Genomic DNA, 12,745 nt, shown 5'->3' with positions numbered 1-12,745 from the left:
CGGGTCGTAGGCTTGGTGGCATGACCAGCAGCCCCTTGCTCCATCTCCCCGGCGCCGTACCGGCCGAAGGCCGCGACGAGGGCGTCGCCGCCCACTACGGAGAGCTGTACGGCGAACAACGCGCGCTCGCGGACGGCCGCGGTTTCGTCGACCTCTCGCACCGCGGAGTCGTCACCGTCACCGGACCGGAGCGGCTGAGCTGGCTGCACCTGCTGCTCACCCAGCACCTCACCGAACTCCCGCCCGGACAGGCCACCGAGGCGCTGATCCTCTCCGCCAACGGCCACATCGAGCACGCCCTCTACCTCGTCGACGACGGCGAGACCGTGTGGGCGCACGTGGAGCCCGGCACGCAGGAGGCGCTGATCGCCTACCTGGAGTCGATGAAGTTCTTCTACCGCGTCGAAGTCGCCGACCGCACCGCCGACTTCGCGGTCGTGCACCTGCCGGCCGGCTCCATCGCCGAGGTCGCCAAGGAGTACGCCGTACGGGAGACCGCGCACGGCCGCGACGTCTTCGTGCCCCGCGCCGAGCTGGAGGCCTTCGCCGCCGCGCACGGCCCCGCCGCCGGGCTCCTCGCGTACGAGGCCCTGCGCGTGGAGGCGCACCGGCCGCGGCTCGGCCTGGAGACCGACCACCGCACCATCCCGCACGAGCTGGGCTGGATCGGCACCGCCGTGCACCTCCAGAAGGGCTGCTACCGCGGCCAGGAGACGGTGGCCCGCGTCCACAACCTCGGCAAGCCCCCGCGCCGCCTGGTCTTCCTGCACCTGGACGGCTCCGAGGTGCTCCTCCCGGCGCACGGCACGCCGATCCGGCTCGCCGCCGACGGGGAGGAGGGCCGCCAGCTGGGCTTCGTGACCACCGCGGTCCGCCACCACGAGCTCGGCCCGATCGCCCTTGCCCTGGTCAAGCGGAACGTGCCGGTCGACGCCCCGCTGCTCGCCGGGAACACGGCCGCCGCGCAGGAGGTCGTCGTAGCGCCGTGACCGTCCCCCGGACGTCGATCAGACGTCGATGACGATGGTGAACGGGCCGTGGTTGGTCAGCGAGACACGCATGTCCGCGCCGAACCGGCCCGTCTCCACCGTCGCCCCCAGCGCGCGCAGCTGCGCGACGACCTCGTCGACCAGCGGCTCCGCGACCTCGCCGGGCGCCGCCGCGTTCCACGTGGGGCGGCGGCCCTTGCGGGCGTCCCCGTAGAGCGTGAACTGCGAGATCACCAGCAGCGGCGCCCCGATGTCACTGCAGGACTTCTCCGCCTCGAGGATCCGTACGGACCACAGCTTGCGCGCCAGCTGCGCCGCCTTCTCCGGGGTGTCGTCGTGGGTCACCCCCACCAGCACGCACAGCCCCTCGCCGACGATCTCGCCCACGGTCTCACCGGCCACGACGACGCTCGCGCCGTCCACCCTCTGCACCACTGCTCGCATACCACCTGTGTATCAGGCGTGCACCCATCAGGGGCCGATCGGGTGGCGTGGGACTGCACCGGCACCACGGAGAGTGGCACGATGCACGCAGGCGGTGCTTCCCTCCGGTCCCACGGGCCGGGGAGACCCCATGCACCGGTCGAGGGGACGGACACGTTCACATGAATACTTCTGGTACCTCCGTACCTGCAACACCCGTACCGGCATCACCCGCGGCCACTGCGGCGGGCGCGGTCCGGCCACCCGCGCAGCGCACGGGCGAGGGGCAGGCGCCGACCACGCCCGCCACCGCGCTCGGGCTGCCGGAACTGCGCGCCCTGCGCCGCGACGCGCAGCGCGACGAAGCCGATCTGAGCTACGTACGCAGGCTCCTCCAGGGCCGGATCGACATCCTGCGCGCCGAACTGGCCCGGCGCACCGACCCGGAGGCGCCGGTGACCCCGGAACCGCCGGTGGTCGACCGGCTCTCGGAGATCCTCGCCGACGCGCCCTCCAGCCGCAGCGCCTCCGCCCGGCACGTCACGCTCGGCACCCCGCACAGCGAGGAGTTCCGGCTGCTGGCCGCGGAGATGCTGTCCGACGTGGAGCTGTCGGACCTGGACGCCCGTACCGACGGCGAACTGCACGAGGCGATGGGCCGGTTGGTGCGCTACGAGCAGCAGGTCTCGCGGCGCCGGCAGCAGCTCCAGCGCACGGCGGACGACTGCAGCGCGGAGATCACCCGGCGCTACCGGGAGGGCGAGGCACAGGTGGACGACCTGCTGGCCTAGCCAACGCGGGGGCAGGGAAATTCAGGCGACTCGGCCGGGGGCTGCGGTTAGCGTGGCCGGTTATGAGTGCTGACGTCCGGCCGATCGCCGCATCCGAACTCCCCGAGTGGCTCCGGGCCGTGAACACCGGCTTCCTGCGCCCCGAACGCGTCACCGAGTCCGACCTCGCCCAGCGGGCCAAGTACACCGATCTGGACCGCACGCTGGGTGCCTTCGACGCGGGCACGGGCCACTGCGTGGCCACCTTGCGCTCCTTCGCCCAGGAGCTGACCGTCCCCGGCGGCGGGACCGTGCCCGCGAGCGCCGTCACCAACGTCGCCGTGCTGCCCACGCACCGCCGCCAAGGCCTGCTGACCCGGATGATGGCCACCGAGCTGGCGGCCGCGCAGGCACGCGGCGACGTGGTGTCCACGCTGATCTCCGCCGAGTACCCGATCTACGGGCGCTACGGCTACGGGTCCGCGGCCTCGATCGCCGAGTGGTCGATCGACGTGAGCCGCACCGGGCTCGACCCGCGCTGGTCCGGGCCCGCGGACGGCGGGCGCATCGAGCTGGTGGACGTGACCGAGGCGCACGCGCTCGGCCCCGGGCTGCACGAGCGGCTGCGGGCGGTCTCGCCCGGCACGGTCAGCCGGGACGAACGCTGGTGGCGGCTGGCCTGCGGGCTGGAGGAGATGTCGCTGCGCCCGTACAAGGACAAGTTCCACGCCGTGTACCGGACCGCGGACGGCGAGCCGGCCGGCATCGCCGTGTACACGTCCGACGACCACTGGACGGACGGGAAGGTCCCGCTCAACACCGTGCAGGTCACGGAGCTGATCGCGGTCACGCCGGACGCGGAGCGCGCCCTGTGGCACTTCCTGTGCTCCATCGACTGGGTGCTGAAGGTCCGCACCGGCTACCGCGCCCCCGACGACCTCGTCCCGCACCTGCTGCCCGACCCGCGCGCGGCCACGATCGTGACCGCCTCGGACTTCCTGTGGGTGCGGGTGATCGACGTCGTACGGGCCCTGAGCGCGCGGACGTACGCCGTGCCCGGGGTGCTCGTGCTCGAGGTGACGGACGCGGCGGGGCCGGCCGCCGGCCGCTACCGGCTCGACGCGGGCACGGGGGAGTGCACGGTCACCGAGGAGCCGGCGGACCTGCGCCTCGACGTGTCGGAGCTGGGCTCGATGTACCTCGGCGACGAGTCGGCGGTGCGGCTCGGGGCGCTGGGGCGGATCGCGGAGGAGCGGCCGGGGGCGCTGGCGCTCGCGGACGCGGTGTTCCGCACGGCCCGCCGCCCGTGGTGCCCGACGATGTTCTGATCCCGCGGGCCCGAGACGGCATGACACGGCATGGGATGGTTGATGCACGACCGAGAAGTGAGCTGAACTACGTGGCTTCGATTGTGGAAACCCTGCGCGCGGCGGGATGCGTCTTCGCGGAGGAGGAGGCGGAGCTGCTGACGGCTGCCGCCGAGGACGACGGCCACCTGGCGGACCTGGTGGCCCGCCGGGCCGGCGGCGAACCGCTGGAACACGTCGTCGGCTGGGCCGAGTTCTGCGGACTGCGCATGCGCGTGGGCGAGGGGGCCTTCGTACCGCGCCGGCGCACCGAGTTCCTGGTGCAGGAGGCGGTGGCCCTGGCCCGGCCGGACGCGGTGGTGCTGGACCTGTGCTGCGGGGTCGGCGCGCTGGGTGCGGCGGTGGCGGCGCAGCTGGGATCCCGGGTGGAGCTGCACGCGGCGGACATCGACCCGGCGGCGCTGGCGTACGCGCGGCTCAACGTGGCCCCGTACAGCGGGCGGGTCCACGAGGGCGACCTGTACGCGGCGCTCCCCGACTCGCTGCGCGGCCGGGTGGACCTGCTGGTGGTCAACGCCCCGTACGTGCCGACGGAGGAGATCGGGCTGCTCCCCTCGGAGGCCCGCGACCACGAGCCGCTGACCTCCCTGGACGGCGGAGCGGACGGCCTGGACATCCACCGCCGGGTCGCGGCGGGGGCGCTGCCCTGGCTGGCGCCGGGGGGCCGGCTGCTGATCGAGACGAGCGCCCGCCAGTCCCCGCAGACGGCCTCGGCCCTGTCGGCGGCGGGCCTGGCCGTCCGCGCATCGACCTCGGAGGAGCTGTACGCCACGGTGGTGATCGGCACCCGCGCGGCCTAGGCCGTCTCTTCCGGATCTTGCCTGACCCGCGTCGTCCGGCAAGATCCGAAAGAGACGACCCAGCCGAAAGGGCGGCAGGCCACCCCTCGTACGCCGCCTTAGGCTGGCAGCGTGAACCTCGAGGACCTCGTACGGCTGCGCCGGGCCCGGGACGCGATGGACCGGGACTACGCGCAGCCCCTCGACGTCCCGGCGCTGGCGCGCGTGGCCCTCATGTCGCCCGGGCACTTCTCCCGCAGCTTCCGCGCCGCCTTCGGGGAGACCCCGTACAGCTACCTGATGACCCGCCGCGTCGAGCGGGCCAAGGCGCTGCTGCGGCGGGGCGACCTCAGCGTGACGGAGGTCTGCTTCGCGGTCGGCTGTACCTCGCTGGGGTCGTTCAGCTCGCGCTTCAGCGAGCTGGTGGGCGAGAGCCCGAGCGCCTACCGGGCCCGCGCCCACGACCCCGGCGCGGCCATCCCGGCGTGCATCGCCAAGATCCACACCCGGCCGGTCAGAAAGGGAACGCTCGCGGGCGGAGAAGCGGAAACCGGCGCCCGCCCGTAGCGTCGATGGCATGGAGATCAAGCTGTCCCAGTGCTTCATCGCCGTCGACGACCACGACAGGGCGCTCGCCTTCTACCGCGACGCCCTCGGCATGGAGGTCCGCAACGACGTGGCGTTCGAGGGGATGCGCTGGGTGACCATCGGCTCACCCGCGCAGCCGGACGTGGAGATCGTCCTGGAACCGCCGGCCGCGAACCCGAACGCCTCGCCGGCCGACCGGCAGGCGATGGCCGAGCTGCTCGCCAAGGGCATGCTGCGCGGCGTGATCTTCTCAACGGACGACGTCGATGCCGCCTTCGAGCGCATCCGGGCCGCGGGCGGCGAGGTGCTCCAGGAGCCGATCGACCAGCCGTACGGGGTCCGCGACTGCGCCTTCCGCGACCCGGCCGGCAACATGCTGCGCTTCAACCAGCCGCGCGCCGGTGGGTGATTTTGCAAGCAGGTGCTTGCAATAGTTAGCAGAGTCCGGCAGGATCGAGGCATGGCATCGCTCAACGTCGGAAATCTCGGCGAGTACCTCCGCGAGCAGCGGCGGCAGGCCCAGCTCTCGCTGCGGCAGCTGGCCGACGCGGCGGGGGTGTCGAATCCGTACCTGAGCCAGATCGAGCGCGGGCTGCGCAAGCCGAGCGCGGACATCCTGCAGCAGCTCGCCAAGGCGCTGCGGATCTCCGCGGAGACGCTGTACGTGCAGGCCGGGATCCTCGACGAGCGGGATCGCGATGAGGTGGAGACGCGGGCCGCGATACTCGGCGACCCGTCCATCAACGAGCGGCAGAAGCAGGTGCTGCTCCAGATCTACGACTCGTTCCGCAAGGAGAACGCGACCGAGGCAGCCCCGGCCGGCGCGGACGACGACACCGACATGCACCCTACGAACTGAACTGTTGATCCGGGAGGACCAGCCACATGGCCATCGCCGATGACCTGAAGAAGACCCTCACCGACCCGACTCCGCTCTACTTCGCCGCCGGCACCGCCGACCTCGCGGTGCAGCAGGCGAAGAAGGTGCCCGGGCTCATCGAGCAGCTGCGTGCCGAGGCACCCGCGCGCATCGAGGCCGTGAAGAACACCGACCCGAAGATCGTGCAGGAGAAGGCCCGCGAGGCGCAGGAGGCGGTCACCGCCAAGTTCGCCGAGGTGCTCACCGCGATCGACCCGAAGAAGCTCGGGGAGACCGCGCAGGACCTGGCGCTGCGCGGGGTCGGAGTGGCCGCCGAGTACGCCGTGCGCGCCAAGGAGACGTACGACAAGGTCGCCGAGCACGGCGAGCAGGCCGTGCGGACCTGGCGGGGCGAGGTCTCCGAGGAGATCGTCGACATCGCGGTCGCCGTCGAGCCGAAGCAGGAGCCGGCGCACGCACCCGCCGCCGACGCCTCGGCCGAGGCCGCGGGCTCCAACGAGGAGAAGCCCGCAGGCCGCAAGGCCGCGGTGCGCAGGAACAACACGAAGAAGGCCGCCGTACTGGCGGGCGACGAGAGCTGAATCGCGGACCGCGAGCGGTTTCCGTGACGGCGGGCCGGGCACCAGCGGGGTGTCCGGCCCGTTGTCGTCTGCGAGGGCCGCTGTGCCGGTAGCGTGGAGGCAGGCGGCATCCGGCGTGCGAAGCGTGAGAAGGCGGTCGAGGCGATGTTGATGAACGGGTTCGATAACGGCGTGCTCCCGCTGCTCGGGTTCGCCATGCTGGCACTCGCCGTCGTGGCCCTCGTCTTCGCGGTGCTGGCGCGCGAGGACGCCTACCGCGCCGCCGACAAGCAGACCAAGACGTTCTGGCTGGTCATCCTCGGGGTCACCGTGCTGGTGGACTTCTTCCTGGGGATGCTGTTCCTGCAGATCGCCGGCCTCGTGGCCACCATCGTGTTCCTCGTCGACGTACGCCCCGCCCTCAAGCAGGTCTCGGGCGGCGGCGGTGGCGGCCGGCGCAAGGGCGGCAGCAGCAGCGACGGCCCGTACGGCCCGTACAACGGCGGGCGCTGACCCCTAACCCTCCGAGCGGGAGAGCAGGACCACGGCCACGTCGTCGGTGAGCTCGCCGCCGTTGAGGCGCCGGGCCTCGGTGACGGAGGCCTCCAGCAGGCTCTCGCCGCTCAGGCCGTCGCCGAGATGGCGGTTGATCATCTCGACCATGCCGTCCTGCCCGAGCCGCTCCTTGCCCTCGCCGATGCGGCCCTCGATCAGGCCGTCGGTGTAGAGCATCAGGCTCCAGGTGCCGCCCAGCTCGACCTGGCGGCGGGGCCAGCGGGCCTTGGGCAGCAGTCCGAGCGCCGGCCCGCTGTTCTCGTACGGGAGCAGCTGCGCGCGGCGGCCCGGCCGGGATATCAGCGGCGCCGGATGGCCGGCCAGGCACAGGCCCGCGCGGCGGCCGTCGGGGGAGATGTCCACCGTGCACAGGGTCGCGAAGATCTCCTCGCAGGGGCGCTCCACCTCCAGGACCTCCTGGAGGGTGGCCAGCAGGTCGTCGCCGCACAGGCCGGCCAGGGTCAGGGCGCGCCAGGCGATGCGGAGCTCGACGCCGAGGGCGGCCTCGTCGGGGCCGTGGCCGCAGACGTCGCCGATCATCGCGTGGACGGTGCCGTCGGGGGTGCGGACGGTGTCGTAGAAGTCCCCGCCGAGGAGGGCGCGGCTGCGGCCGGGGCGGTAGCGGGCGGCGAAGCGGAGGTCTGAGCCCTCGAGGAGGGGGTTGGGGAGCAGGCCGCGCTCGAGGCGGGCGTTCTCCTGGGCCCGAAGTTTCGATTCTGCGAGCTTGTACTGGGCGATGTCCGCCCGCTTTCTCTCCACGGCGTAGCGGATCGCCCGGCTCAGGAGGCGGCCGTCCAGCTCGTCCCGGAAGAGGAAGTCCTGCGCGCCGACCCGGACGGCCTCGGCGGCGCGCTCGGCGTCGGCCTCGGCGGTGAGGACGAGGACGGCGTGGCGGGGCGCGATCCGGAGCACCTCGCGCAGGGTGTCCAGCTGGTCGACGACCGCGGTGCGCGAGCCGCCGGCGGCGGTGGAACCCGGCCCGGAGAGGGAGAGGTCCAGCAGGATGCAGTGCACGTCCTGGGTGAGCAGGCGCGCGGCCTCGGTGAGGTTGCGGGCGGTGCGGAGCCGGATGCGGTGCCGGTCGGCGTCGAGGATCTCGGGCACGGTGAGCCCGCCTGCGGGGTCGTCCTCGATCACCAGCAGGGTCAGCGACGTCTGGGGTGCGGTGGCGTGCGGGGCTGCGGGCACGTGCGGGGCTGCGGGCAGCTGAGCGGCCTGGGCGCTCTCCGTGGCGGGGGTCTCCCTCTGCCGCGGTACGGGTACGGCCATCGTCTCCGGTTCCTTCCCTCCCCCCGAGGGTGCGTCCGGCCGACCCTAGCGGTCGGCGGCCGCAGAACGGAATGGTGTTCCGGGCCAGGGCCGCAGGCATATGCCGTTATCGCGGGGGAATCCGCCTCACTGAAAGACCACTGAATGACCAACGTCACGACGGAGGCCGTCGCCGTCCCGACTGACGAGACGCCCGGAACCCCCCGCGGGTTCCCTCCGCCGCGGCCCTTCCCACCCCGCGGATCCCCTTCGGCCGCAGGCCGGCGGTCGCAGCCGCAGCCGCAGCCGCAGCCCGGCTGCGGTTACGCGTCCGGGCGGACCACTGCCTTGATCGGCATCGAGCCCGCGCCCGTCAGGGTGACGTTGCGGCCCGGGCGGGGGGCGTGGACGATCGCGCCGTCGCCCACGTACATCCCCACATGGCTGGCGTCGTCGAAGTAGATGATCAGGTCACCCGGCCGCATGTCCTTGATCGCGACCTTCGGCAGCAGCCGCAGCTGCTCCTGCGAGGTGCGCGGGATGCCCTTGCCCGCCGCCCGCCAGGCCTGCGAGGTGAGGCCGGAGCAGTCGAACGAGTCCGGGCCCACGGCGCCCCACACGTACGGCTTGCCCATCTGCGCCGTGGCGTACTGGATCGCCTTCTTCCCCGACTCCGACGCCGAGCTGTTGATCTCCTTCAGCACACCCGTCGACAGCCACGCCGACTGCGCCTTGTACTGCGCCTCCTGCTCGAGCTGGATCAGCCGGGCCTTCTCCTCGGCCTGGAGCTTGCTCTCCAGCGCCTCCGCCGCCTTGATCTTCTCCTCGATCTGCTTCTTCGAGGTCTCCTGCTTGATCCGGTTGGCTTCGAGCTTCTCCCACTGCGCGCTCGCGTCCTTCGCATACTGCTGCAAGTCGCTCTGCGTGCGGTTCATTTCGGACATCAGGTCCGTGGCGGCCTTCTCGCCCCGGCGGATCCGGTCCGCCCCGTCGAGGAACTGGCTCGGGGTGCTGCTCAGAGCCAGCTGCGCGCCGGCCGGCATCCCGCCCGAGCGGTACTGGGCGCGCGCGGCGGCTCCCGCGCGGTTCTTCAGGGCCGTGATCCGGTCCTGCCCCGCCACCACCTGCTTCGCGATCTCGACGATCTTGGCGGACTGCGCCTTGGCCTCGCTGTCGGCGAGGTTGTAGGCGTCGGTCGCCGTGCCCGCCTGGCGGTACAGCTCGTCGATCTCCTTGCGCACCTGCTCGAGGGACTTGGCGCCCGGCTCCGGCAGCGGCGCCGCCTGCGCCACACCGCTCATGCCCGCCACGGCGAGCAGCGCCGTCGCACACAGCAGCGTGAGAGCGGACGCACCGCCGCGCCGCCTACGCTCCACGGTCCCCATGGATCCCCCCAAGGTGCCCCGAGTCCGACCCGACGCCGACCGGCACCGGATCCGACATCACATCTGACTATTCATCAGTAACTTTGCGCTGCCTTCGGGATGGTGCCACGAGTCGGTGAATTCCAACACCCTCACAGGTGTCGTCCCGATCTTCCCCAGTCCCCCACACGCATCCCGACGGCTCAACGGGCCACCCCGGCAACCGGTTCCCCCGCAGCGCCACATTCACCCCGCCGGGCGCAACGCCTCCCAGCGCACCGTCAGTTCCCCCTGCCGCCACCGCCCCGGCCCGTCCGCCAGCGGCCAGTCGACGGCCAGTGCCCGCGCCGTCCGGATCCAGCGCTGCCGCGCCCCGTACGAGGCGTACGGGGCCGCCGCCGCCCACGCCCGGTCGAAGTCGCGCAGGAACGCATGCACCGGCTCGCCCGGCACGTTGCGGTGGATGAGTGCCTTCGGCAGCCGCTCCGCCAGGTCCGAAGGGCGCTCGAGAGAGCCCAGCCGGGTCGCGAACGTCACCGTGCGCGCCCCCTCGGGCCCCAGTGCGACCCACACATGGCGCCGCCCGATCTCGTCACAGGTCCCCTCGACGAGCAGCCCGTCCGGGGCCAGGCGCGCGCACAGCCGCTCCCACACCGCCGCCACCTGCTCCTCGTCGTACTGGCGCAGGACGTTCGCCGCGCGGATCAGCGCCGGCCGGGCCCCGCCCTCCAGCGGCACCTCGAACCCGCCGTGCCGGAAACTGAGCCCCTCGCACTCGTACGGCTTCGCCGCCGCGACCCGCGCCGGCTCGATCTCGATGCCGACCACCCGCACCCGCGGCGCCGCCTCCCGCAGCCGGGCCAGCAGCTCCAACGCCGTCCACGGCGCGGCCCCGTAGCCGAGGTCCACCGCGACCGGCGCCTGCGAGCGCCGCAGCACCGCCCCGTGCGTGGCCGCGATCCAGCGGTCCATCCGGCGCAGCCGGTTCGGGTTCGTCGTCCCGCGGGTCACCGTGCCCACAGGGCGGCGCGGGGGCGGGGCGGGGCGGGAGGACATGCGCCGAGCGTAAGCGGAGGGGACCCGCCGGATGAAAAGAGGGCAGACCGCGCGGCAAACACCGAGGAAAAAACAGCGGCTCCCGGAATGCGGGACACGGCCGTCCGGGTTGCACTCCTTGGAGGGCGTCCCGCGCGCTCCGTCAGCCGTGCCCTGCCCCTGCCCGTCCCGTCCAGCACGCCGCCGTCCGAGCGAGAGGAACTGCTCTCTTGAGCCAGTACGTGTCCCGCCTCGGCGGCAGGATCGCCGCCGCCCGCGGCACCCGCCACGACCCGCCCCGCCTGCGCCTGCCGGCCGTCGGCCACCACCGCAAGCCGCGCCGCGTCGCCATGCTCAGCGTGCACACCTCACCGCTGCACCAGCCCGGCACCGGCGACGCCGGTGGTATGAACGTGTACATCGTGGAGCTGGCCAAGCGCCTCGCCGCGATCAACATCGAGGTCGAGATCTTCACCCGCGCCACCGAGGGCGGGCTCCCGCCCATGGTCGAGCTGGCCCCCGGGGTACTCGTACGGCACGTGGACGCGGGCCCGTACGAAGGCCTCGCCAAGGAGGAGCTCCCGGCCCAGCTGTGCGCCTTCACCCACGGCGTCATGCAGGCCTGGGCCGGCCACCGGCCCGGCTACTACGACCTCGTCCACTCCCATTACTGGCTCTCCGGCCACGTGGGCTGGCTCGCCGCCGAGCGCTGGGGCGTCCCCCTCGTCCACGCCATGCACACCATGGCCAAGGTCAAGAACGCCGCGCTGGCCGAGGGCGACACGCCCGAGCCCGCCGCCCGCGTCATCGGCGAGACGCAGATCGTCGCCGCCGCGGACCGGCTCATCGCGAACACCACCGAAGAGGCCGACGAGCTGGTCCGGCACTACGAGGCCGACCCGGGCAAGGTCGCCGTCGTCCACCCCGGCGTGAACCTCGACCGCTTCACCGTCGCCGACGGCCGGGCCGCCGCACGCGCCCGCCTCGGCCTGCCGCAGGACGCCGTCATCCCGCTCTTCGCCGGCCGGATCCAGCCGCTCAAGGCCCCCGACATCCTGCTCCGCGCGGTCGCCGAGCTCGTCGACCGGGACCCCTCGCTGCGCAACCGCCTCTTCGTCCCCGTCGTCGGCGGCCCCAGCGGCAGCGGCCTCTCCAAGCCGGAGGGGCTGCAGAAGCTCGCGGCGAAGCTCGGCATCGCCGACCTCGTCCACTTCCACCCGCCGGTCCGTCAGGACGCGCTCGCCGACTGGTTCCGGGCGGCGTCCGTGCTGGTCATGCCCTCGTACAGCGAGTCCTTCGGACTCGTCGCGATCGAGGCCCAGGCGACCGGCACGCCGGTGCTGGCCGCCGAGGTCGGCGGGCTGCCGGTCGCCGTCAACGACGGGGTGACGGGGATCCTCGTAGCCGGGCACGACCCGGTGGACTACGCGCGGGAGCTGCGGCGCTTCGTCGACGACCCGGGGCTCGCCGGCCGGATGGGCGCCGAGGCCGCGCGGCACGCGCAGTTCTTCGGCTGGGACACGGCGGCGAGCGGCACGGCGGACGTGTACACCGCAGCCATGCATGATCACCGCCGTCGCGTACGCTCCCACCATGGCTGACGCTGACACCGCCGACACCACCGCGATCATCGAGAGCACCCTCGCCGAGGCGGGACTCGCGTGGGAGAGCCCGGAGCCCGGCTCCTACGTGGTCCAGCTCCCCGGCACCCGCAAGCTGAGCACCACGTGCTCGGTCCGGGTCGGCCGGCACTCCCTGTCGGTGAACGCCTTCGTCATCCGGCACCCCGACGAGAACGAGGCGGGCGTCCACCGCTGGCTGCTGGAGCGCAACCTCAAGCTGTACGGGATGGCCTACGCGGTCGACGGCCTCGGCGACGTCTACCTGACGGCCCGGCTCCCGCTGTCCGTGGTCACCCCGCAGGACCTGGACCGGCTGCTCGGCACGGTCCTGGAGGCGGCGGACGGAGCCTTCAACACCCTGCTGGAGCTGGGCTTCGCGAGCGCGATCCGCCGCGAGTACGAATGGCGCGTCTCGCGCGGCGAACCGACCTACAACCTGGACGCCTTCAAGCACCTGACGCAGCCGTCGACCTAGGTGTATTGACCCGCAGCGTTGTTCACGCGGCTGATGGGCGGGTGTCCGCCCAGTGCGGTGTGGCAGCGGTGGTGGTTGTAGGTGTGGAGG

Annotated in this window: 15 protein-coding genes; 11 read left to right on the top strand and 4 right to left on the bottom strand. The window is 72.7% G+C overall.

What is annotated here, in order from left to right:
• Positions 1-20 precede the first annotated feature (20 nt).
• On the top strand, positions 21-989 hold the full coding sequence (locus ACFYXK_RS32180) for a YgfZ/GcvT domain-containing protein (RefSeq protein ID WP_389414364.1): 969 nt from the start codon (positions 21-23) through the stop codon (positions 987-989).
• A gap of 18 nt (positions 990-1,007) precedes the next feature.
• On the opposite strand, the gene dtd is transcribed toward ACFYXK_RS32180, so the two are convergent.
• Positions 1,008-1,433 carry a D-aminoacyl-tRNA deacylase gene (dtd, locus tag ACFYXK_RS32175; RefSeq protein WP_383517137.1) on the bottom strand — a complete coding sequence of 142 codons (426 nt, stop codon included), beginning with the start codon at positions 1,431-1,433 and terminating at the stop codon, positions 1,008-1,010.
• 161 nt (positions 1,434-1,594) lie between these two features.
• Between dtd and ACFYXK_RS32170 the strand changes: the two genes are divergently transcribed.
• From ACFYXK_RS32170 to ACFYXK_RS32135, 8 genes are all read left to right on the top strand, one after another.
• Positions 1,595-2,203 carry an AmfC protein gene (locus ACFYXK_RS32170; RefSeq protein ID WP_389414363.1) on the top strand — a complete coding sequence of 203 codons (609 nt, stop codon included), beginning with the start codon at positions 1,595-1,597 and terminating at the stop codon, positions 2,201-2,203.
• Positions 2,204-2,265: 62 nt separating this feature from the next.
• Positions 2,266-3,510 (top strand): GNAT family N-acetyltransferase, encoded by a 1,245-nt coding sequence (locus ACFYXK_RS32165; RefSeq protein WP_389414362.1) that lies wholly within the window; start codon positions 2,266-2,268, stop codon positions 3,508-3,510.
• 35 nt (positions 3,511-3,545) lie between these two features.
• Positions 3,546-4,349, top strand: coding sequence for a putative protein N(5)-glutamine methyltransferase (locus ACFYXK_RS32160; protein WP_389414361.1), 804 nt, complete (start codon positions 3,546-3,548; stop codon positions 4,347-4,349).
• A 111-nt stretch (positions 4,350-4,460) separates the two neighbouring features.
• Positions 4,461-4,895 (top strand): helix-turn-helix domain-containing protein, encoded by a 435-nt coding sequence (locus ACFYXK_RS32155; protein ID WP_389414360.1) that lies wholly within the window; start codon positions 4,461-4,463, stop codon positions 4,893-4,895.
• 10 nt (positions 4,896-4,905) lie between these two features.
• Entirely contained in the window at positions 4,906-5,325 is a 420-nt protein-coding gene (locus tag ACFYXK_RS32150; protein ID WP_389414359.1) for a VOC family protein, read from the top strand.
• A 51-nt stretch (positions 5,326-5,376) separates the two neighbouring features.
• On the top strand, positions 5,377-5,775 hold the full coding sequence (locus ACFYXK_RS32145; RefSeq protein WP_389414358.1) for a helix-turn-helix domain-containing protein: 399 nt from the start codon (positions 5,377-5,379) through the stop codon (positions 5,773-5,775).
• Positions 5,776-5,801: 26 nt separating this feature from the next.
• The gene (locus tag ACFYXK_RS32140) at positions 5,802-6,377 is read left to right on the top strand and encodes a hypothetical protein (protein WP_389414357.1); all 576 of its coding nucleotides are present in this window, start codon (positions 5,802-5,804) and stop codon (positions 6,375-6,377) included.
• A 144-nt stretch (positions 6,378-6,521) separates the two neighbouring features.
• Entirely contained in the window at positions 6,522-6,869 is a 348-nt protein-coding gene (locus ACFYXK_RS32135; RefSeq protein WP_383517117.1) for a DUF2516 family protein, read from the top strand.
• 3 nt (positions 6,870-6,872) lie between these two features.
• Here ACFYXK_RS32135 and ACFYXK_RS32130 read toward each other — a convergent pair whose 3' ends face one another.
• The 3 genes from ACFYXK_RS32130 to ACFYXK_RS32120 all read right to left on the bottom strand — a co-directional run bounded on the left by ACFYXK_RS32130 (position 6,873) and on the right by ACFYXK_RS32120 (position 10,579).
• Positions 6,873-8,180, bottom strand: coding sequence for a PP2C family protein-serine/threonine phosphatase (locus ACFYXK_RS32130; protein ID WP_389414356.1), 1,308 nt, complete (start codon positions 8,178-8,180; stop codon positions 6,873-6,875).
• 302 nt (positions 8,181-8,482) lie between these two features.
• Positions 8,483-9,544 carry an NlpC/P60 family protein gene (locus ACFYXK_RS32125; protein ID WP_383517111.1) on the bottom strand — a complete coding sequence of 354 codons (1,062 nt, stop codon included), beginning with the start codon at positions 9,542-9,544 and terminating at the stop codon, positions 8,483-8,485.
• A gap of 225 nt (positions 9,545-9,769) precedes the next feature.
• Entirely contained in the window at positions 9,770-10,579 is an 810-nt protein-coding gene (locus ACFYXK_RS32120) for a class I SAM-dependent methyltransferase (protein ID WP_389414355.1), read from the bottom strand.
• A 209-nt stretch (positions 10,580-10,788) separates the two neighbouring features.
• Between ACFYXK_RS32120 and mshA the strand changes: the two genes are divergently transcribed.
• Both mshA and ACFYXK_RS32110 read left to right on the top strand, forming a co-directional pair.
• Positions 10,789-12,159 carry a D-inositol-3-phosphate glycosyltransferase gene (gene mshA / locus ACFYXK_RS32115; protein ID WP_389414354.1) on the top strand — a complete coding sequence of 457 codons (1,371 nt, stop codon included), beginning with the start codon at positions 10,789-10,791 and terminating at the stop codon, positions 12,157-12,159.
• Positions 12,152-12,655 (top strand): YbjN domain-containing protein, encoded by a 504-nt coding sequence (locus ACFYXK_RS32110; RefSeq protein WP_389414353.1) that lies wholly within the window; start codon positions 12,152-12,154, stop codon positions 12,653-12,655. Before mshA ends, ACFYXK_RS32110 begins: the two co-directional genes overlap by 8 nt.
• Positions 12,656-12,745 lie beyond the last annotated feature (90 nt).

It is taken from the genome of Streptomyces sp. NPDC002209 (assembly GCF_042890265.1).
GTDB lineage: Bacteria > Actinomycetota > Actinomycetes > Streptomycetales > Streptomycetaceae > Streptomyces.
The sequence above is the reverse complement of the archived record's forward strand: the minus strand, read 5'-3'. Positions and strand labels throughout refer to the sequence as shown.